The 20,563-nt window shown below is 40.5% G+C and carries 17 protein-coding genes, 3 rRNA genes and 1 other RNA gene; 1 reads left to right on the forward strand and 20 read right to left on the reverse strand.

Annotated features, from left to right (window positions below):
- Positions 1 to 9 precede the first annotated feature (9 nt).
- The 11 genes from MUA40_RS11260 to MUA40_RS11310 form a co-directional block, all read right to left on the reverse strand.
- Positions 10 to 780, reverse strand: a complete 771-nt coding sequence (locus MUA40_RS11260) for a TatD family hydrolase (protein ID WP_016426521.1) — start codon at positions 778 to 780, stop codon at positions 10 to 12.
- Between the two features lie 332 nt (positions 781 to 1,112).
- Positions 1,113 to 3,089: a methionine--tRNA ligase gene (gene metG / locus MUA40_RS11265; RefSeq protein ID WP_016426522.1), complete on the reverse strand. Its 1,977-nt coding sequence runs from the start codon at positions 3,087 to 3,089 to the stop codon at positions 1,113 to 1,115.
- Between the two features lie 94 nt (positions 3,090 to 3,183).
- Entirely contained in the window at positions 3,184 to 4,017 is an 834-nt protein-coding gene (gene rsmI / locus MUA40_RS11270; protein WP_016426523.1) for a 16S rRNA (cytidine(1402)-2'-O)-methyltransferase, read from the reverse strand.
- A 4-nt stretch (positions 4,018 to 4,021) separates the two neighbouring features.
- Positions 4,022 to 4,267, reverse strand: a complete 246-nt coding sequence (locus tag MUA40_RS11275; RefSeq protein WP_016426524.1) for a GIY-YIG nuclease family protein — start codon at positions 4,265 to 4,267, stop codon at positions 4,022 to 4,024.
- Positions 4,260 to 4,985, reverse strand: a complete 726-nt coding sequence (locus tag MUA40_RS11280; RefSeq protein WP_037559645.1) for a tRNA1(Val) (adenine(37)-N6)-methyltransferase — start codon at positions 4,983 to 4,985, stop codon at positions 4,260 to 4,262. Before MUA40_RS11280 ends, MUA40_RS11275 begins: the two co-directional genes overlap by 8 nt.
- Before the next feature lie 16 nt (positions 4,986 to 5,001).
- Entirely contained in the window at positions 5,002 to 5,361 is a 360-nt protein-coding gene (gene yabA / locus MUA40_RS11285; protein ID WP_126495996.1) for a DNA replication initiation control protein YabA, read from the reverse strand.
- Positions 5,362 to 5,374: 13 nt separating this feature from the next.
- Entirely contained in the window at positions 5,375 to 6,178 is an 804-nt protein-coding gene (locus MUA40_RS11290) for a PSP1 domain-containing protein (protein WP_016426527.1), read from the reverse strand.
- Positions 6,179 to 6,183: 5 nt separating this feature from the next.
- Positions 6,184 to 7,116, reverse strand: a complete 933-nt coding sequence (locus MUA40_RS11295; protein ID WP_155976583.1) for a DNA polymerase III subunit delta' C-terminal domain-containing protein — start codon at positions 7,114 to 7,116, stop codon at positions 6,184 to 6,186.
- Between the two features lie 220 nt (positions 7,117 to 7,336).
- Positions 7,337 to 7,666 (reverse strand): cyclic-di-AMP receptor, encoded by a 330-nt coding sequence (locus MUA40_RS11300; RefSeq protein ID WP_016426529.1) that lies wholly within the window; start codon positions 7,664 to 7,666, stop codon positions 7,337 to 7,339.
- Between the two features lie 85 nt (positions 7,667 to 7,751).
- Positions 7,752 to 8,366, reverse strand: coding sequence for a dTMP kinase (gene tmk, locus MUA40_RS11305; protein WP_016426530.1), 615 nt, complete (start codon positions 8,364 to 8,366; stop codon positions 7,752 to 7,754).
- Between the two features lies 1 nt (position 8,367).
- On the reverse strand, positions 8,368 to 9,714 hold the full coding sequence (locus MUA40_RS11310; RefSeq protein WP_016426531.1) for an Orn/Lys/Arg family decarboxylase: 1,347 nt from the start codon (positions 9,712 to 9,714) through the stop codon (positions 8,368 to 8,370).
- Positions 9,715 to 9,865: 151 nt separating this feature from the next.
- On the opposite strand from MUA40_RS11310, the gene MUA40_RS11315 reads away from it, so the two are divergent.
- On the forward strand, positions 9,866 to 10,057 hold the full coding sequence (locus tag MUA40_RS11315; RefSeq protein WP_016426532.1) for a hypothetical protein: 192 nt from the start codon (positions 9,866 to 9,868) through the stop codon (positions 10,055 to 10,057).
- Positions 10,058 to 10,443: 386 nt separating this feature from the next.
- On the opposite strand, the gene rrf is transcribed toward MUA40_RS11315, so the two are convergent.
- From rrf to treR, 9 genes are all read right to left on the reverse strand, one after another.
- Positions 10,444 to 10,558: ribosomal RNA gene (rrf, locus tag MUA40_RS11320) — 5S ribosomal RNA — on the reverse strand.
- A gap of 77 nt (positions 10,559 to 10,635) precedes the next feature.
- Positions 10,636 to 13,559 (reverse strand): 23S ribosomal RNA (locus MUA40_RS11325).
- A 251-nt stretch (positions 13,560 to 13,810) separates the two neighbouring features.
- Positions 13,811 to 15,362 (reverse strand): 16S ribosomal RNA (locus MUA40_RS11330).
- Together the 16S, 23S and 5S rRNA genes form the textbook arrangement of a ribosomal RNA operon.
- Before the next feature lie 575 nt (positions 15,363 to 15,937).
- Positions 15,938 to 16,534 (reverse strand): recombination mediator RecR, encoded by a 597-nt coding sequence (recR, locus tag MUA40_RS11335; protein WP_016425596.1) that lies wholly within the window; start codon positions 16,532 to 16,534, stop codon positions 15,938 to 15,940.
- A gap of 1 nt (position 16,535) precedes the next feature.
- Positions 16,536 to 16,856, reverse strand: coding sequence for a YbaB/EbfC family nucleoid-associated protein (locus MUA40_RS11340; RefSeq protein ID WP_016425597.1), 321 nt, complete (start codon positions 16,854 to 16,856; stop codon positions 16,536 to 16,538).
- Positions 16,857 to 17,069: 213 nt separating this feature from the next.
- Complete coding sequence (dnaX, locus tag MUA40_RS11345) at positions 17,070 to 18,758, reverse strand: DNA polymerase III subunit gamma/tau (RefSeq protein WP_262569594.1); 1,689 nt, start codon at positions 18,756 to 18,758, stop codon at positions 17,070 to 17,072.
- Positions 18,759 to 18,824: 66 nt separating this feature from the next.
- Complete coding sequence (locus MUA40_RS11350) at positions 18,825 to 19,358, reverse strand: GNAT family N-acetyltransferase (protein ID WP_016425599.1); 534 nt, start codon at positions 19,356 to 19,358, stop codon at positions 18,825 to 18,827.
- Between the two features lie 101 nt (positions 19,359 to 19,459).
- Positions 19,460 to 19,729, reverse strand: an RNA gene (gene ffs, locus MUA40_RS11355) — signal recognition particle sRNA large type.
- Between the two features lie 92 nt (positions 19,730 to 19,821).
- Positions 19,822 to 20,553, reverse strand: a complete 732-nt coding sequence (gene treR / locus MUA40_RS11360) for a trehalose operon repressor (RefSeq protein ID WP_016425601.1) — start codon at positions 20,551 to 20,553, stop codon at positions 19,822 to 19,824.
- Positions 20,554 to 20,563 lie beyond the last annotated feature (10 nt).

Below are 20,563 nucleotides of genomic sequence, written 5' to 3' on the forward strand. Positions count from 1 at the left end.
TGAACCGACCTATTTCAATCCGAATAAGCGTTCTGCATTTTGAGTTGTTTGTGCGGCCACTTCTTCATATGAAATACCTCGTAAATCCGCAATTTGCTCAGCCACTAGAGTGACACGCGCCGGCTCATTTCGTTTACCTCTATATGGGTGCGGTGATAAGTATGGCGCATCTGTCTCAACTAATAAACGGTCTAACGACACGTGCTTCGCTACTTCTTTCGGTTGTTTCGCGTTTTTAAAAGTCACCGGGCCACCTAACGAAATATAAAAGTTCAATTTATTCGTTACGATATCGGCAATTTCTGGAGAACCACTAAAACTATGCATAATACCGCCGACCTCTTCGGCATGTTCCTCCATTAAAATATCAATACAGTCTTGTGTTGCTTCTCGATTATGAATTATAATCGGTAATTTTACGCGCTTAGCTAACGCAATTTGCTTACGAAAAACTTCTTTTTGGACGTCTTTTGGCGATTTATCCCAATGATAGTCTAATCCCATTTCTCCAATCCCAATCACTTTAGGATGTTTTGAAAGTTCTTCAATCCATTCTAAACGCTCATCTGTAAAATCAATGGCATCAACAGGGTGCCAACCAATAATAGCGTAAATAAAATCGTATGCATCGATTAATTGCATCGCACGTTCAATTGTTTTTGTTTCGAATCCTACGACAAACATACGGTCTACCCCAGCATCTAGTGCGCGTTGTATCACTTCTTCTAAATCTTCATCATATTGATCTGCATTTAAATGTACATGTGTATCTATAAGCATTGTTCATCCTCCTTATCATTTGATTCCTCTATTTTCTATTTCGTTTCAAAAATTCTATACCCGCGTCATTGACTTTAACAAACACGCCAGTCAATACGTATAGGTCCTTTTAAATCGTTGAAAATAAATCTATCCGCAATAAAGTAGTGCTTATCGTCGCCTCTTATCATAAATGAAAGAGTGAGACGTAATCAAAATCTACTCCGTTCGATTTTGTCGTCTCACTCATTGCATTAGCGATTAGATTGATATCATCAACTTGAATTAGAACCTTGCTCGCGTCACCCATACACTGTTAAAAACGTTTCTGTGCATTACGCTTTGCGTCCCATTTATTTAATGATTGCGCCGTTAGGTACCGCATTCGGTAAGCTAATTAATGTTAAGACATCATCTTTTTCAGCAGATAAAATCATACCTTCAGATTTTTGTCCCATTAATTTTGCAGGTTTTAAGTTTGTAACGACAGCGACTTTTTTACCAATGATATCGTCAGGCTGGTAAAATTGTGCAATGCCTGAAACAATTTGACGTTTCTCATGTCCAAGATCCACTTGAATTTTGAGAAGCTTATCTGATTTTTCAACATTTTCTGCGTCAATAATTGTTGCAGCTTTAATCTCAACTTTATCAAACGCTTTAATATCAATTTGTGGTTTTGATGTCACTTCTACTTGCGTTTCTGCCGCTTGTTTTGGTGGCTGCATTGATTCTCTAATATAGCTAACTTCAGCCTCTACATCCAATCTTGGGAAAATAGGCTTCGGTTGGCTTGTCACTATGATAGGCTCTGTCAAATGGCCATAGCGACCGAGACTTTCAAAACCATGAAGTGCTTCGCTATTAATATTCAATTGCTCAAAAATTTGATATGGTGCATGTGTTAAAAACGGACGCAATAAGACAGCTGCGAAACGTATATTCTCTACTAAGTGTGCCATCACACTGCCCAACGCTTCTTTTTGTTCAGGATCTTTTGCTAAAATCCATGGCGTTGTTTCATCAATATATTTATTCGTACGGCTAATGAGCTTCCAAACCGTTGACAATGCAACTGAAAATTGAAGTTTTTCCATATGATCGTGATACACTTCAACGGTATCTAGCGCCATTTGTTCCACTTCTTGATCAACTTCGTGCATAGGTCCTTGATATGCTGGAAGTTTGCCATCGAAATACTTGTTAATCATTGAAATTGTACGGTTTACAAGGTTTCCTAAGTCATTCGCCAAATCAAAGTTTGTGCGATCAATAAAGGCTTCTGGTGTGAAAACACCGTCAGAACCAAATGGAAGCTCACGCATTAAATAATAACGCGTCGCATCTAAACCATAGCGATCAATTAACACATTTGGATCCATGACATTCCCTTTAGATTTACTCATTTTGCCGTCTTTCATTAAAACCCAACCATGTGCAAAAACTTTTTTAGGAAGCGGTAAATCTAAAGCCATTAAAATAATTGGCCAAATAATAGAATGGAAACGCACGATTTCTTTTGCCATTAAATGAATATCTGCAGGCCAATATTTACGGAATAACGCATCGTCGTCTGTTAAATAACCTAAGGCTGAAATGTAGTTAACAAGCGCATCTAACCAAACGTAAACAACATGTTTTGGGTTGGAAGGAACTTTCACACCCCAGTTAAAAGAAGTACGTGAAACAGCTAAATCTTCTAAGCCAGGCTTAATGAAATTGTTAATCATTTCATTTTTACGAGATGGTGGTTGTATAAATTCTGGATGCTGATCATAAAATTCTAACAAGCGATCCGTATATTTCGATAATTTAAAGAAGTAGCTTTCCTCTTTGACTAATTCCACTTCATGTCCAGAATCTGGGCTCTTACCACCTACAATTTTGCCATTTTCATAAACGGGCTCTACTAATTGTGTTTCTGTGTAGAAGGTTTCATCTGGAACTGAATACCATCCTTCATATTCTCCTAAATAGATATCGCCTTGCGCCAATAATTTTTCAAATATCTTTTCTACCACTTCGGCATGACGACGCTCAGTTGTTCGGATAAAATCATCGTTAGAAATATCCAATTTTTCCCATAATGCTTTAATGTCTTTGATCATACTATCAAGGTAGTCGAGTTCTGACTTCCCTGCTTTTTGAGCTTTTTCTTGAATCTTTTGACCGTGCTCATCTGTCCCTGTTAAATAGCGCACATCAAAGCCTTGCAAGCGTTTATATCGAGCAATCACGTCACCCGCAACTGTTGAATATGCATGCCCGATGTGTAAATTACCACTCGGATAGTAGATCGGTGTAGTAATATAAAATGTCTCTTTCACCATCAGCGCTCCTCCTCAATTCTTATCTTATCTAATATATCTAAATTTCGCTTTATTTTCAATGTTACAATTCAATCCCTATTGTACTAAAATGTGTTTAATTGATGTTGTGGAAAATATTATAAACTTCTTTACTCGACATTTGACGATCTTGCGCTACGTGCTTAATCGCTTGTTTAGGTTTCATATTTTGATCAATATAATGATTTACATGCGCTTCAATCGTCATGTCCTCAAACCATGACGTAGACGCCTTCGCCATTGCTCCCTCAATAATTAATACAAACTCACCACGCAACGGAATTGTATCGTCTAATTGGGCAATTAAGTCATCCACCCGGCCTGTTTGAATCTGTTCAAATTTCTTTGTTAATTCTCTCGCCACTGTCATCATACGCTGATCGTCCACCTTAGCAATCGCCTCTAGCGTTTCTTTTACACGGTGTGGAGATTCATACAACAATAAAGTACTCTCTTGAAACATTCTTTTTTCAAGCACTTCTATCTTGTCGCGTGTTTTACGTGGTAGAAAACCAAGAAAAGTATATGTAAATGATGGCAAACCACTTGCCATAAGCGCTGTTAGTCCAGCATTGGCTCCCGGAATAGGGATAACATTAACGTTTTCTTCGCGTGCACGTACAACCAATTCATAACCAGGATCAGAAATCAAAGGTAAACCCGCGTCTGACACAAGTGCAATATCATCTCCGGCACAGAGCTTTTCGATAAGACTTTCTGTCACACGTTGCTTATTATGCTCATGGTAAGATTTCAAAGGTGTCTCTATCTCAAAATGATGACATAACTTTTTAGTAACACGTGTATCTTCACACGCAATCAAATCTACTTGTTTTAAAATATTGATAGCTCGAAAAGTCATATCATCTAAATTTCCTATGGGCGTTCCTACCAAATATAAGCTTCCCATTTCATCACTCCTCAATGAGTTGGATTTTTTGTTGTCGTGTCATTTTTTTAATCGCACATTCACGCTTAAGTGCTGCTGATTTTGTTTCAAACGTTTCATAATAACGCAATTGAACAGGACGTCGGCTTTTTGTATATTTCGCGCCTTTTCCTTCATTATGTTTGGCGATTCGCGCTGCTAAGTTGTTCGTATATCCGGTATAAAGTGAAGCATCTTTACATTGAACAATGTAGATATAATGTTTATCCATAATACACCTCTCGCATTTCAGGCGTATATTGTTGATTTTCGTCGTATACATAAAAAGGCGGGGAAATCTTTAGACCTTGCCGTCCACCTTTTCGACCTTCAACGACAATGGTTTGCGCAGATTGCCCAGGTTTACTGTAAACCATGTGGAGTTGCTTCGGTTCAATACGGTGTCGGCGCATTGCTTCCAAAAGATCAAGCAAACGTTCTGCACGATGAACCATTACAATACGTCCACCCTCTTTTAGTAAATGCTTCGCAACTCGAAAGCAATCGTCTAAAGTACAAAAGATTTCATGTCGCGCAATTTTATGTGCTTCAATTTGGTGTTGATGCGCTTGATTCGCTTTAAAATAAGGTGGATTGCAAGTAACCAAATCAAATGACGCGGGTTGAAATGTTTCAACCAAGCGATTAATGTCCATCTCAAGCATTGTGATGCGGTCATCTAATTGATTATATGCAAAACTACGACGTGCCATATCAACAAGTTGTGGCTGGATTTCTACTCCCGTAATTGGGTTAAGACCTTTCGCCGAGAGCAACAATGGAATGACACCATTGCCTGAACACATGTCTAAAATACAATCTCTCTTTTTAACCTTTGTAAAATGACCGAGCAACAGTGCATCTGTAGAAAAAGAAAAGACTGCATCATTTTGAATAATGCGCAAGTCTTCTCGAATTAAATAGTCTAATCTTTCACCTGTTTGTAGCATGGTTCTCATTTTCACCTCATTTGTCGTTAAGCACATTTAAACAAAACATACAATCCTCGCCGTGGCGATGCTTTCCAAATACATCATGACAAATATGAAAACCTTCATGATACAATTTGGCAAAATATTCCCGACTTTGTAGTTGTTTTTTAGTGGGCTGTGAGGTTGCATTGCGCGTTTCTTCAATGGGCGTTTCGATGTTCTCTTCTTCCTCTTGATGCATCAAAGCTTTAAAATTATCATTTTCAATTTGTAATGCCACATTTTCTTCTACGAGTTCAACAGTTAAAGCTTTTAACTCTTGCATATCCTCATGAATACGCGCTACATTTTTTTCTAATCGCATTAATCGGTCGAATAGTTCATTTCGATCCAACAGATGAACCTCCCTACTTTAAAGTTTCTAATTCTTCAATATGGTATTCTGTCAGTTGTTCCATACCATCAAGACGGACTTGCATGGACACATCAATAATATTTAAACCGACAACTTCTCCTTGACCTTCTGGTGTTTGAATACGCTCTCCTACGTCAGGCAAATGTGCTCTGGCTGTTTCATAATAATCATTTTCATACTTCAAACAGCACATTAAACGCCCACAGGCACCAGAGATTTTAGTAGGATTGAGTGATAAATTTTGATCTTTTGCCATTTTAATTGATACCGGCTCGAAATCTCCTAAAAAAGTGGCACAGCACAATGAACGCCCACATGGTCCAATCCCACCGAGTAACTTCGCTTCATCGCGCACCCCAATTTGGCGTAATTCAATTCGTGTTTTTAAGCGTTGCGCTAACATACGCACTAGTTTTCGGAAATCGATACGCTCATCCGCTGTAAAATTAAAAATGATTTTAGTGCGGTCCAGAATATATTCACAGTTCACAACACGCATATCTAGTTCCAATTGATCAACAAAACCTTTACACATCTCTAAAGCACAATCCGCATCTTGCGCATTTTTTTCATAACAGGCTAAATCTTCTTCAGTAGCAACTCTTAAAACAGGCTTTAAAGGTAGGGTCACATCTTGATCTGACACCGCTCTTGGTGGATGTTTGATCACACCGAGTTCGTGTCCTCGCTTAGATTCTACAACCACATATTGCCCCTCTGTTAATGGCGTGTCAATTGGCTCATAATATTCTAATACGTTTGCTTTTTCAAAATATACACCTGCGACAAAGTGCATAAGCGTCACCCCTTCACCTTAATTGCAATTTGTTCAAATACTAACGTTGGATTCACATTTTGATTGAGTTTTTTATGCGCCTCAGTAATTTGTTCAATAATATATGTTAAATGACGATAGCTCATTTGTGAGGCTAACGATTCATACTCTTCTGTCATGCCAGAAAACGTAATGCGGTCGGACATCTTTGTTTTAACATACAATAAATCTTGAAAGTAGGCATTAATTCCAGATAATGCCATCAATTGGAGCTGTCTATTTTTAGCATGCTTGAGTAATTCAACAACTCCGATGAGCGCCATTTCACGCTGCTTCACTAGACGGTAACACCACTGCAACAATACCTTACGGAAAGGTTGCAACTCGAAATCCTGATTGAGTTGCGTTGCCACTTCAATTTGCGTCGTATATGTACTGAGTAACTCTGCTATCGGTTTTGTGATAGTTTCATCTTGTGCCATTAAACGCGACACGAATGTAGCTCTGGACATCGGTTTAAAATACACATGTTGGCACCGAGAGTGAATCGTATCTAAGATTTGCTCTGGCTTTGTGGACATAATCACCGCAATCGTCTTTTGAGGCGGTTCTTCTAAAAATTTGAGAATACTATTTTCACCTTGTACCGTTAATTTTTCAAAATCTTGAATCACATAGACTTTAAAATCCCCTTCAATGGGTAACTGATTCATATGATGAACGAGCGCTTCAACTTGCTCTTTTTTTATCGTTGCTTCGTCTGTCATCACGTATTGAAAGTCAGGATGATTATGTTCGGTTACTTTATTCCTACATTGCGCTTGATCTTGACATAAGATAAATTGTGCAAAATCCATCGCCGTTGTTTTCATCGTTTCCGCATCGTCACCTTCGAATAAATAGGCATGTGACAACTTTTGATTTTGATACGCTTTTTTTAATTGATCAATTACTTCCATGAAACTTTGCGCTCCTTTATGAAAATGAATCCTGACATCTCAACACACTTTAGGCTGTTTTTTACTTAATTCCATGATGTATGACGAAGAAAGAAACACCTTGTAATTTAAACTGAGCTACTACGCATGTAAGTCATACTTGATACAGGCAAAAAACAAAAAGGTTGAAACAACGTAAACGAATTTTGCTCGCCAACACTGTCACAACCTCCATTTTATTCTAAAATTGATGGAATGATTCTACTGGCATTACAAAGACAGTTGCGCCACCGACTTCGACTTCTACAGGATAAGGAATATACGAATCAGCACTTCCGCCCATTGGTGTGATTGGTGATACAAGTTGCTCTCTATTACCACATGTGCCACCGATAACTTCTAGTATTTCATCAACTCTGTCGTCATCAACACCACTTAAAAATGTCGTGTTTCCAGCTCGCAAAAATCCACCTGTTGTTGCTAATTTCGTCGCACGAAAATTGTTTTCAACAAGTTTATCCGAAAGTTCTTGGCTATCTTGATCTTGAACAATCGCTATAATCATTTTCATTTTTACAAACACCTCTTAGCGTATATTATAACATATCTCGTATCACTGCTTCACTTCAATCCTAAGTAAACAACTAAATGACTTTTTAATCTGCCAATTGTTTTAGAATGGCTTTTACTGATGCATCAACGACGGCCTCAATCGGTTGACTCGCATCAATCACTGCAAAGCGCGTTGGATCTTGCTTGATAATATGTTGATACCCTTCGATTACACGTTCATGGAATAACATACTTTCTTTATCTAAACGATTTTGCTCGCGTTGATTACGTTCAATTCGTTCTCGTCCAACTGCCGCTGGAATATCGAGGTATAGCGTTAAATCTGGATAGCGTCCTTCTATCGCAAAGTCATTGATAGTTTGTACTCCTTTTACCCCGATTTCACGTGCATAACCCTGATACGCTAAAGAACTATCAATAAAACGATCACAAATCACTAATTGTCCTTTTGCTAATGCAGGCAAAACTTTTGCGACAAGATGCTCTCGTCTCGCAGCAGCAAACAACAATGCTTCAGTTCGACCATCCATGCTATCGCCGTTTAATAATATTTGACGAATTTTTTCTGCTGTTTCCACACCGCCAGGTTCGCGTGTCGCCACGACATCATAATCACGTGACAATCGTTTAACCACAGCTTCGAGTACTGTTGTTTTCCCCGATCCTTCTGGTCCTTCAATCGTGATAAATCGGCCCATTCTACTCATCCTCTACTTTAATTTTTCCATTTTTAAGGCCTTCAACGCGTATCTCACGTGTTTGCCAATAATGAATTAATTTTATCATATCTTTAGTGATTTTTTCGCCCCTTAATAATGAAGGTACACCCGGTGGATACGGAATTAAATGTGCCGCTAATATTTTGCCATTTGCATGTTCAAAAGGTATCTCAACAAATGAATTTGGTGTCACCGCATTGTATTCTCCTGCTTGACTGTAAAGCATTGGCGCCTGTCCATGCTGAGTTGTTTCCCTAACAGCACCTATTTTCATTCTTGCTATACGTTGTAACAACAACGCAAAAGGATAACGATCATCAACATGCCATAAGGGTAAAACCCATAAAACGGACTGTTCGTCAGCTAATTCAACATAGATCGCATTTTCTTCCATGAGTGCCTGAATCTCTTGTCCAGACCGTCCTTTACAACGAATCAGCAGTTTAAGCGGGTCCTCTGGCTCTAAAACCTCAAAGGCGCTTTCTTTTAACTTTTTAATCAATATTTCACGCTTTTTAAAAAAATAGTCACTTTGGTAGTGTCGATAAAAAGTTTGTGCTGACTCTAAACTTTCTAATAACAAATAAGAAGGGCTAGAAGATTGAAAAGTTTGTAATAGTAATTCTATTTGAGCACGGTAAGGTGCATCCTTATGTATCCATAATATAGAACTCATGGTTAAACTCGGTAACGTTTTATGATAAGATTGCACAACATAATCAGCGTTATCATTCATACTTGAAGCTGGAAAACCGTTCAAACCAAAATGTGCACCGTGCGCCTCATCTACAAGGACTGGCACATTAATCGCATGATAATCTCGAATCACTTTTCCGATGTCATACGCCTCACCATAATAATTTGGATATGTCACAACACCTAATTTATAGTTCGCTTTAATAGACCTATTGACCTCTGGCACAAGATACTGATTGGTTTGTGCACTCACTGACGTTGGCATGATATTAGCACTTTGCCCACCAATATCTAGCGCATTAAATACCGATTTATGTACATTTCTAGCGATACTCACTGTGCCTTTTCGATTGGCAAACGCATGAATAACCGCTAAAATACCACTCGTCGTCCCATTCACTAAATAATACCCTTTATAATTCGGATGCTGGTCTAAAGTCTGCATACTTTGATATAAAACGTCATCTGCATGATGTAAATCGTCAAATCCTGTTATTTCCGTTACATCATATTGTGGCTTTGTGAAAGAAAGATCACCGATTGTTCCATTTTTATGGCCTGGAACATGCATGGAAATGGGCGTACTTTCCCCCCATGATTTCATTTTTTGTCTTAATGGTTGATAAGACATCCCTCAATCCCTCCTTCACCTATTTATTAACTTACACGAATTTAATACATCTATTATAACGAACATCTTGGGAGACGTCAGAAATTTCATGGCTAGACCCTTTCAAAACACGTACATATGTTCTATAATTTTTGTGGAGGTGACGATATAAATGGAGATTCAATTAGATTGGGATAAAGACTTTCAAGAATTCCAAGAAATCTTAAACAGTGGCATCCACCCCAAATGGCTTTACACATCAATGACAAATATGATTTTAGAACCCGCGTACACTGGACAAGGCAAGCAGTTTTTTTATACTCAGGATATTATCGAAGCGAGCAAACAATTACCATTTTTCTAATATACGCATACTTGAGCTTGCTAAAATATTATCAATAATATTTTAAAATTTTGCTTTTATTTTAAGCATTTCTGATATATCATTACACATAGGCACAATATCTCCTTAATCGTTGGTTTAGGCACTTACAATTATAGAGATATTTGTGCTTTTTTAATATCAAAAATTAAAATAACGGTCAGTGAATATTTTACCGACCGTTAAAAATATACAACCAAAATATACAGCCGTAAAATGAGCCATGCATGCTCACAATCCTCTTGCATAGAGCGCTGTTGATAACAGCCCCCCATACTTTGAGAGCATATAAAAATACACCCCAAAAGATGATTTCTCACCTTTCGGGATGTACGCCGCTCATCGCATCCAATTATGCGTTTATTTCTGCTTGGCAACGTACTACTCTCGCGGAACGTCAGTCCGACTACCATCGGCGCTAAAGAGCTTAACTTCTGTGTTCGGCATGGGAACAGGTGTGACCTCTTTGCCATAGTCACCAAACAAAAATGCTTTTGAATGTTATACATTCAAAACTAGATCGTAAGTATACATTTACAAGTAAAACCTTATGAACAAATTTGATTAAGTCTTCGATCGATTAGTATTCGTCAGCTCCACGTATCACTACGCTTCCACCTCGAACCTATTTACCTCGTCATCTTCGAGGGATCTTATAACCGAAGTTGGGAAATCTCATCTCGAGGGGGGCTTCATGCTTAGATGCTTTCAGCACTTATCCCGTCCATACATAGCTACCCAGCTATGCCGTTGGCACGACAACTGGTACACCAGAGGTATGTCCATCCCGGTCCTCTCGTACTAAGGACAGCTCCTCTCAAATTTCCTACGCCCACGACGGATAGGGACCGAACTGTCTCACGACGTTCTGAACCCAGCTCGCGTACCGCTTTAATGGGCGAACAGCCCAACCCTTGGGACCGACTACAGCCCCAGGATGCGATGAGCCGACATCGAGGTGCCAAACCTCCCCGTCGATGTGAACTCTTGGGGGAGATAAGCCTGTTATCCCCGGGGTAGCTTTTATCCGTTGAGCGATGGCCCTTCCATGCGGAACCACCGGATCACTAAGTCCGTCTTTCGACCCTGCTCGACTTGTAGGTCTCGCAGTCAAGCTCCCTTATGCCTTTACACTCTATGAATGATTTCCAACCATTCTGAGGGAACCTTTGAGCGCCTCCGTTACACTTTAGGAGGCGACCGCCCCAGTCAAACTGCCCGCCTGACACTGTCTCCCAGCACGATAAGTGCTGCGGGTTAGAAATCCAATACAATTAGGGTAGTATCCCACCAGTGCCTCCACGTAAGCTAGCGCTCACGCTTCTAAGGCTCCTACCTATCCTGTACAAACTGTACCGAATTTCAATATCAGGCTACAGTAAAGCTCCACGGGGTCTTTCCGTCCTGTCGCGGGTAACCGGCATCTTCACCGGTACTATGATTTCACCGAGTCTCTCGTTGAGACAGTGCCCAAATCGTTACGCCTTTCGTGCGGGTCGGAACTTACCCGACAAGGAATTTCGCTACCTTAGGACCGTTATAGTTACGGCCGCCGTTTACTGGGGCTTCGATTCGTAGCTTCGCTTGCGCTAACCACTCCTCTTAACCTTCCAGCACCGGGCAGGCGTCAGCCCCTATACGTCACCTTACGGTTTAGCAGAGACCTGTGTTTTTGATAAACAGTCGCTTGGGCCTATTCACTGCGGCTCTTCAGAGCGTGAACCCCAAAGAGCACCCCTTCTCCCGAAGTTACGGGGTCATTTTGCCGAGTTCCTTAACGAGAGTTCGCTCGCTCACCTTAGAATTCTCATCTTGACTACCTGTGTCGGTTTGCGGTACGGGCACCGATATTCTAGCTAGAGGCTTTTCTCGGCAGTGTGAAATCAACGACTCGAGGAAACAATTTCCTCTCCCCATCACAGCTCAATCTTAATGAGTGCCGGATTTGCCTAACACTCAATCTTACTGCTTGGACGTGCACTCCAACAGCACGCTTCGCCTATCCTACTGCGTCCCCCCATCGCTTAAAACGAATATTGGTGGTACAGGAATATCAACCTGTTATCCATCGCCTACGCCTGTCGGCCTCAGCTTAGGACCCGACTAACCCAGAGCGGACGAGCCTTCCTCTGGAAACCTTAGTCAATCGGTGGACGGGATTCTCACCCGTCTTTCGCTACTCACACCGGCATTCTCACTTCTAAGCGCTCCACATGTCCTTGCGATCATGCTTCAACGCCCTTAGAACGCTCTCCTACCATTGTCCTACGGACAATCCACAGCTTCGGTAATATGTTTAGCCCCGGTACATTTTCGGCGCAGTGTCACTCGACTAGTGAGCTATTACGCACTCTTTAAATGATGGCTGCTTCTAAGCCAACATCCTAGTTGTCTGGGCAACGCCACATCCTTTTCCACTTAACATATATTTTGGGACCTTAGCTGGTGGTCTGGGCTGTTTCCCTTTCGAACATGGACCTTATCACCCACGTTCTGACTCCCAAGTTAAATTATTTGGCATTCGGAGTTTGTCTGAATTCGGTAACCCGAGAGGGGCCCCTCGTCCAAACAGTGCTCTACCTCCAATAATCATCACTTGAGGCTAGCCCTAAAGCTATTTCGGAGAGAACCAGCTATCTCCAAGTTCGATTGGAATTTCTCCGCTACCCTCAGTTCATCCGCTCACTTTTCAACGTAAGTCGGTTCGGTCCTCCATTCAGTGTTACCTGAACTTCAACCTGACCAAGGGTAGATCACCTGGTTTCGGGTCTACGACCAAATACTCATTCGCCCTATTCAGACTCGCTTTCGCTACGGCTCCACATTTTCTGCTTAACCTTGCATCAGATCGTAACTCGCCGGTTCATTCTACAAAAGGCACGCCATCACCCATTAACGGGCTCTGACTACTTGTAAGCACACGGTTTCAAGTTCTCTTTCACTCCCCTTCCGGGGTACTTTTCACCTTTCCCTCACGGTACTGGTTCACTATCGGTCACTAGAGAGTATTTAGCCTTAGGAGATGGTCCTCCTAGATTCCGACGGAATTTCACGTGCTCCGTCGTACTCAGGATCCACTCAAGAGGGTATTCGTTTTCGACTACAGGATTATTACCTTCTCTGATTAACCTTTCCAGGTTATTCGTCTAACAAATACTTTTGTAACTCCGTATAGAGTGTCCTACAACCCCAACAAGCAAGCTTGTTGGTTTGGGCTCTTCCCGTTTCGCTCGCCGCTACTCAGGGAATCGATTTTTCTTTCTCTTCCTCCGGGTACTAAGATGTTTCAGTTCTCCGGGTCTACCTTCTCACATACTATGAATTCATATGCGGATAACACGACATAACTCGTGCTGGGTTCCCCCATTCGGAAATCTCTGGATCAAAGCTTACTTACAGCTCCCCAAAGCATATCGTCGTTAGTAACGTCCTTCATCGGCTTCTAGTGCCAAGGCATCCACCGTGCGCCCTTAATAACTTAATCTTTTATGATTGAGCTTTCACTCAATTCACCAGTTATTAATTATGTGAGTCGTCTGTCGACGACTAGCGATAATTTTGTTTCAAGCTTTCGCTTGTCACTCGGTTTTGCTTGGTAAAATCTATACTTACTTATCTAGTTTTCAATGTACAATCGTTGAATCATCAAATGAATGAGCATTCAAAACTGAATACAATATGTCATGTTAATTCCGTCTATCACCTGTTGGTGATATTTCCGTATATTATCCTTAGAAAGGAGGTGATCCAGCCGCACCTTCCGATACGGCTACCTTGTTACGACTTCACCCCAATCATTTGTCCCACCTTCGACGGCTAGCTCCAAAATGGTTACTCCACCGGCTTCGGGTGTTACAAACTCTCGTGGTGTGACGGGCGGTGTGTACAAGACCCGGGAACGTATTCACCGTAGCATGCTGATCTACGATTACTAGCGATTCCAGCTTCATGTAGTCGAGTTGCAGACTACAATCCGAACTGAGAACAACTTTATGGGATTTGCTTGACCTCGCGGTTTCGCTGCCCTTTGTATTGTCCATTGTAGCACGTGTGTAGCCCAAATCATAAGGGGCATGATGATTTGACGTCATCCCCACCTTCCTCCGGTTTGTCACCGGCAGTCAACTTAGAGTGCCCAACTTAATGATGGCAACTAAGCTCAAGGGTTGCGCTCGTTGCGGGACTTAACCCAACATCTCACGACACGAGCTGACGACAACCATGCACCACCTGTCACTTTGTCCTCCGAAGAGGAAAACTCTATCTCTAGAGCGGTCAAAGGATGTCAAGATTTGGTAAGGTTCTTCGCGTTGCTTCGAATTAAACCACATGCTCCACCGCTTGTGCGGGTCCCCGTCAATTCCTTTGAGTTTCAGTCTTGCGACCGTACTCCCCAGGCGGAGTGCTTAATGCGTTAGCTGCAGCACTAAGGGGCGGAAACCCCCTAACACTTAGCACTCATCGTTTACGGCGTGGACTACCAGGGTATCTAATCCTGTTTGATCCCCACGCTTTCGCACATCAGCGTCAGTTGCAGACCAGAAAGCCGCCTTCGCCACTGGTGTTCCTCCATATCTCTGCGCATTTCACCGCTACACATGGAATTCCACTTTCCTCTTCTGCACTCAAGTTTTCCAGTTTCCAATGACCCTCCACGGTTGAGCCGTGGGCTTTCACATCAGACTTAAAAAACCGCCTACGCGCGCTTTACGCCCAATAATTCCGGATAACGCTTGCCACCTACGTATTACCGCGGCTGCTGGCACGTAGTTAGCCGTGGCTTTCTGGTTAGGTACCGTCAAGACGTGCACAGTTACTTACACATTTGTTCTTCCCTAACAACAGAGCTTTACGATCCGAAGACCTTCATCACTCACGCGGCGTTGCTCCGTCAGGCTTTCGCCCATTGCGGAAGATTCCCTACTGCTGCCTCCCGTAGGAGTCTGGACCGTGTCTCAGTTCCAGTGTGGCCGATCACCCTCTCAGGTCGGCTACGTATCGTCGCCTTGGTAGGCCGTTACCCCACCAACTAGCTAATACGGCGCGGGTCCATCTATAAGTGACAGCAAGACCGTCTTTCACTGTTGAACCATGCGGTTCAACATGTTATCCGGCATTAGCCCCGGTTTCCCGGAGTTATTCCAGTCTTATAGGTAGGTTACCCACGTGTTACTCACCCGTCCGCCGCTAACTTCAAAGGAGCAAGCTCCTCGTCCGTTCGCTCGACTTGCATGTATTAGGCACGCCGCCAGCGTTCATCCTGAGCCAGGATCAAACTCTCCATAAAAGAAGTAAGCTTGATATAGCTCGTTGATTGATTAAGTCAATCACTCTTTAAAGTACGTTGAAGTACTCAAATTATCGGAATTAACGTTGACATATTGTCATTCAGTTTTCAATGTTCATGTCATTTATTTTTTTGACTCGACAAGAATTAATTATACACAAGTTATTTTCTAATGTCAACAACTTTTTTAATTAATTTTTTCGTTTTGTTGTTGCGACTTATTGTGCCGCTCAATAAGATATAACTATACAGGCTTTCAACCCTTTTAACAACAATAAAAATTACACTCTTTAATGCTTTTCGTTATTTTAAACGCATTATTCTCATTTTATTTTATTGTTCTATACAAAACACTACGCAATCTACAATAAAAAAATAAAGACAACAGGATAGGAGATGGCATCATATCTCAATATACAAAAGAAAAGCATTAGCAAATCATTGAATGAAACCTATACTTTAATGCCATCCTTTTCTAATGTACATATCATTCCTATGATACGAGACGATACAACTAGGTCGCTTTCTCTCTTCCGCCTGTTATCTTCATTCATTATATGACCATTTGTTTCTTACTACATTTCTGTACGCCCAGAGATAGCTCTAGACAGCGTCACTTCATCCGCATATTCCAAATCGCCACCGACTGATAGCCCCTGCGCTAATCGTGTGACACGAATGCCTAGTGGCTTAACCAGTCTAGAAATATACATCGCTGTTGATTCACCTTCAAGATTAGGATTCATTGCAAGAATCAATTCTTGAACCTGTTCATCTTTGAGACGATCAATAAGGCTTGGTATATTGATATCTTCAGGGCCAATGCCATCCATAGGAGAAATTGTACCATGCAATACATGATACAAGCCTTTATATTCTTTCATTTTCTCCATTGCAATCACATCTTTATCATCTTCGACCACGCATATTGTTGAACGATCGCGTTGTTTATCTTCACAAATATAACAAGGATCTTGTTCGGTAATATGGCCACAAACACTACAATAGGTAAGTTCTCGTTTGACATCCACTAAAGCTTTTGCGAATTGAACAACATCATCTTCTTTCATGTCAAGTACGTGAAAAGCCAGACGTTGAGCCGTCTTGGGACCAATGCCTGGCAATTTCATGAAACTATCGATGAGTTTCGATATCGGTTGAGGATAATGCATATTACATCATTCCTGGAATGTTAAGACCTTTAGTATGTTTTCCTAAACGCTCAGCTGTTAATTCATCTGCTTTGTTCATTGCTTCATTCGTTGCAGCTAATACTAAGTCTTGTAACATTTCTACATCTTCTGGATCTACGACTTCTTCATTGATAACCACATCAACGACTTCTTTATGACCAGACACGACAACTTTAACCATGCCGCCACCAGCTGTTCCTTCAACTTGTTCTTCTTTTAATTTTTCTTGCTCTTCAGCCATTTTCTTTTGCATTTTTTGCATTTGTTTCATCATTTGTTGCATATTTCCGCCACCGCGCATAAATGTATCCTCCTTATTATTAAAACCATCATCAATTAAATAATCTTATCAAAGACGAGATGGTCCATCTATATTCATTTTATTAAAACAACAGAATACTCAATACTCTATCATTTTACGGTATATACATATTCACGTAATGATACGCGTCCAAGAGAGAGTTCTTCTTAGATTCGTTTACAATTATACATACCTTTCAAAGCCTTGTCATGTTTATTCATCTATAACATGAACTGTGTCTTCTCCAAACAAGTTCTTGGCCGCTTCAACAACACTCGCTTGTTTTTCCGGCTTTGCAGACTCCTGCTGCCCATTCGAATGACTTCGTTTACGATTAGTAATGTAATCACTCCGCACTTGCATCCATTTATCAGCAGGTACACCTACCACAGATACAGGCTTGTTTATAATATCTTTTACGACATTTTCAATACTTTGTTTCTTTTCTTCGTCTTTTTTCAAAATTTCACAATGTATTTCTTCATCGAACTTTACTAACACTTTATCTTCACTAGCTGCTACAGGCTCCGAATTTTGTAACAAACTGACGAGTGATTTCTGATTACGATCTTTCGCATATTGAATAACATCAGCCCAACGCTCTTTAATTAAAGCAATATCTTCTTTGTTTGCTTTATCTAGAACTTTAGCAATTTGTTCCACTGAATAGGTCGAATTCGAATTACGACGCTTTGCAGGCTGTGGCTTAGGTTGTGAGGTTGGCATCCCAATATTTTGAGATTTTAACGTTTGTAATTCAGATTCGAGTGCTTCCATACGTCTTATCATCGCATCTTGTTGCTCTGACGGCGCATGGTTAACAACGACTTCTCCTGTTGCTCCAGCCTCTTTAATCATTTCGGAAAGTTTAACTAATAGTACTTCTAAATGTACATTTTGATTCACGCTAAATCGAATTGACACTAATGTATCATTAATGACATCAATCATTTTATATAAAACTTCTAAGTCAAATTCAGCCAAAGCATCTAACGTCATTCGCTGATTTGTTGTTTTAGCCATAATCGTGTCTCTTACAAAATAAATCATGTCATTGATTAAACGATTAACCTCTTTACCTTCACTAACAAATTGATGATAACGTTCAAACGCATCATGAACGTGGCCTTGTACAACATCTTGAAAGAGTGCATTTAGATCGGACTCATCTAGACTCCCTGTAACATCCAAAGCATCCTTCAAAGTTAATCGCTCATCACCGAAAGCAATCGCTTGATCCATAATACTTAAAGCATCTCTCATACCGCCTTCTGATACTTTTGCGATAAACTCAAGGGCCTCCTCATCGTAGTCGAGTGCCTGTTGTTCGGCAACGTATCTCAAACGGTCTACAATTCGATCTGAATGAATGGCTTTAAAATCAAAACGTTGCGCCCTCGAAATAATTGTAGGTGGAATTTTATGCGGTTCTGTTGTAGCCAAAATAAAGATTGCATGTGCAGGAGGCTCTTCCAATGTTTTCAACAGTGCATTGAACGCGCCTGTTGTCAGCATATGGACCTCGTCAATAATGTACACTTTATATTTTGATTCACTCGGTGCATATTTGACTTTGTCTCGAATATTACGAATTTCATCTACACCATTATTACTCGCGGCATCAATTTCGATGACATCTGAATTAGAACCTTGTGTAATGCCTTTGCATGTCGGGCATTCATTACAGGGTTCTCCATCTTCTCTCACTTCACAATTGATGGCTTTAGCAAATATTTTTGCAATACTCGTTTTTCCTGTACCACGCGGACCACTAAAGATATAAGCGTGGGATTGTTTCCCTTTTGCAATTGCATTTTTTAAGGTTTTGGTCACATGTTCTTGCCCGACTACATCATCAAAACTTTGCGGACGAAACATACGGTATAATGCTTGATAATCCACTTTGGCACCTCCGAACTAACAATGACTTCATTATATCACGTTCAATCTCGTTTGTATGGCGCAAAGTTACTTCAAAAATTCTGATGGATAGACCACTGTTCCGTTGGGTAAATCCGCTAAAGCATCCCACAAAAATTTCACATGTAGCTCAGTTTCACCCATTTGAGGCGGCAAATAGATATCATAGTTTTCAGCAACTTCATAGCCTAATTTTTCATAGTAAGCCCCATCGCCTAAAACGAGAATCGTTGTATATTCCTCAGAAAGTGCACGTTCTTCCAAAGCTTGAACGAGTGCTTTCCCCAATCCTTTATTACGATATGCTTTCACAACTGCGAGCGGTGCGAGTGCAAGCGCAGTATAGGTCTTGTCTTCATTTTGAATTTTGACCTCTGTACACATCGCATGTCCAATCAACGTGCCATCTTCTGTTTTGGCGATAACTTCCAACTCAAAATGATAGTTGGGCGACATGCGTAAACGTTTCACCCATTCATGCTCGCGATGTGTTGAATGCGGTACATCTTTAAAAGCTTCAGCAATCATTTCATAAGAGGGTTCATAGTCAGTTTCTGTTGGTGTACTAATAAATACGGACATCCGTTAACCTCCTTACATTATTCATATATAAAAAAAGAGCAACTCTTCAAAAGTTACTCACACATCTATTAATCGAAAATACAATTTTAAAAATAATAATGCCGTGCACCTTTGTGTAGAATACGCATCACAAACGTTACCAGAGTCGACAGCTAAATCTCGGCTACCCTACGGCACATATGAGAATCCACTTAATGCTGCTTCCGTCAGGACCTGACATGGTTCATGGGTTCATATTGCATAGGACCGAAATCTTCAAACACCTCGTGCTCTGGGCAGACTTCACAAATACATATCCGCGACAAAGGAATTCGACCTCGCATAAAGCGGATTTCGAGAATAGGGAACCGCTACCTCCCCGCTTAGCACGGCATATTTAATAATACTATACCTTTTAATAAAAATGCAAGCAGAGTCTCTATATCGATAAATAAACAATGCAATTTCGCTATAAAAGGCTCTTTCATACATGTGTATGCCTTCTAGAAAAATCAGTAAATTTAAATTCAGTTGCAATATGTTTAGAGACATTATATTGAAACTTTGTTGTGTCTTTCAAATGCACAATACCTGTAACTGTTGCAGAATACTGAGGAGAAACATCACCAAAAGCTAATCTTTCTCTTTCCCCAAAAGGTTCAAAAGTAATGGACTTACTGGAAAAACTAATTTCATACCCTTTATCTTTTTCAATATAATCATATAATGAATCTTGAATAATCTCCTCTGACAAATCAGGGAATAAATCTGCTAAAATATAATCTTCATCTATAATTTTAGTTGCTTGCCCAATTTGCCGATATCTAATAAAGTGCCATAACTGTCTTCCTTGTGACAGATCTAAAGCTTTTTTAGCATCTTGTGCTTGTCCAGCTGTAATCTTTTCAAATAAAACTACAACTGTTTGGTGTTTCAATGCGAGCTCATTTTGAATCTCTTTAAAGCTCTTCAAATCATTGAAAGGGAACTCTGTCATACCATGATAAATTACCACAGACCCTTTACCTCTTATTTTTTGTATCATACCATCCGAAGCTAACATGTTTAAGCTTTTTCGAACTGTTTCACGTGACACTTTATACTTTTTAACGAGTTGATGTTCAGAAGGAAGGGCATCTCCATAATTAAATACGCCTTCTAAAATAGACATTCTCATATCTTCAAAAATATACTGAAATTTATTCTGCTTTTTCATTTTTGCCTCT

Origin of the sequence: Staphylococcus schleiferi (genome assembly GCF_025558325.1) — a bacterium.
GTDB classification, from domain to species: Bacteria; Bacillota; Bacilli; order Staphylococcales; family Staphylococcaceae; genus Staphylococcus; species Staphylococcus schleiferi.

Coding starts and splice junctions, on each gene's coding strand:
- MUA40_RS11260 (WP_016426521.1), bottom strand. CDS start 780: ATGCTTATAGATACACATGTACATTTAAATGCAGATCAATATGATGAA.
- metG (WP_016426522.1), bottom strand. CDS start 3,089: ATGGTGAAAGAGACATTTTATATTACTACACCGATCTACTATCCGAGT.
- rsmI (WP_016426523.1), bottom strand. CDS start 4,017: ATGGGAAGCTTATATTTGGTAGGAACGCCCATAGGAAATTTAGATGAT.
- MUA40_RS11275 (WP_016426524.1), bottom strand. CDS start 4,267: ATGGATAAACATTATATCTACATTGTTCAATGTAAAGATGCTTCACTT.
- MUA40_RS11280 (WP_037559645.1), bottom strand. CDS start 4,985: ATGCTACAAACAGGTGAAAGATTAGACTATTTAATTCGAGAAGACTTG.
- MUA40_RS11290 (WP_016426527.1), bottom strand. CDS start 6,178: ATGCACTTTGTCGCAGGTGTATATTTTGAAAAAGCAAACGTATTAGAA.
- MUA40_RS11295 (WP_155976583.1), bottom strand. CDS start 7,116: ATGGAAGTAATTGATCAATTAAAAAAAGCGTATCAAAATCAAAAGTTG.
- MUA40_RS11300 (WP_016426529.1), bottom strand. CDS start 7,666: ATGAAAATGATTATAGCGATTGTTCAAGATCAAGATAGCCAAGAACTT.
- tmk (WP_016426530.1), bottom strand. CDS start 8,366: ATGGGCCGATTTATCACGATTGAAGGACCAGAAGGATCGGGGAAAACA.
- MUA40_RS11310 (WP_016426531.1), bottom strand. CDS start 9,714: ATGTCTTATCAACCATTAAGACAAAAAATGAAATCATGGGGGGAAAGT.
- MUA40_RS11315 (WP_016426532.1), top strand. CDS start 9,866: ATGGAGATTCAATTAGATTGGGATAAAGACTTTCAAGAATTCCAAGAA.
- recR (WP_016425596.1), bottom strand. CDS start 16,534: ATGCATTATCCTCAACCGATATCGAAACTCATCGATAGTTTCATGAAA.
- MUA40_RS11340 (WP_016425597.1), bottom strand. CDS start 16,856: ATGCGCGGTGGCGGAAATATGCAACAAATGATGAAACAAATGCAAAAA.
- MUA40_RS11350 (WP_016425599.1), bottom strand. CDS start 19,358: ATGTCCGTATTTATTAGTACACCAACAGAAACTGACTATGAACCCTCT.
- treR (WP_016425601.1), bottom strand. CDS start 20,553: ATGAAAAAGCAGAATAAATTTCAGTATATTTTTGAAGATATGAGAATG.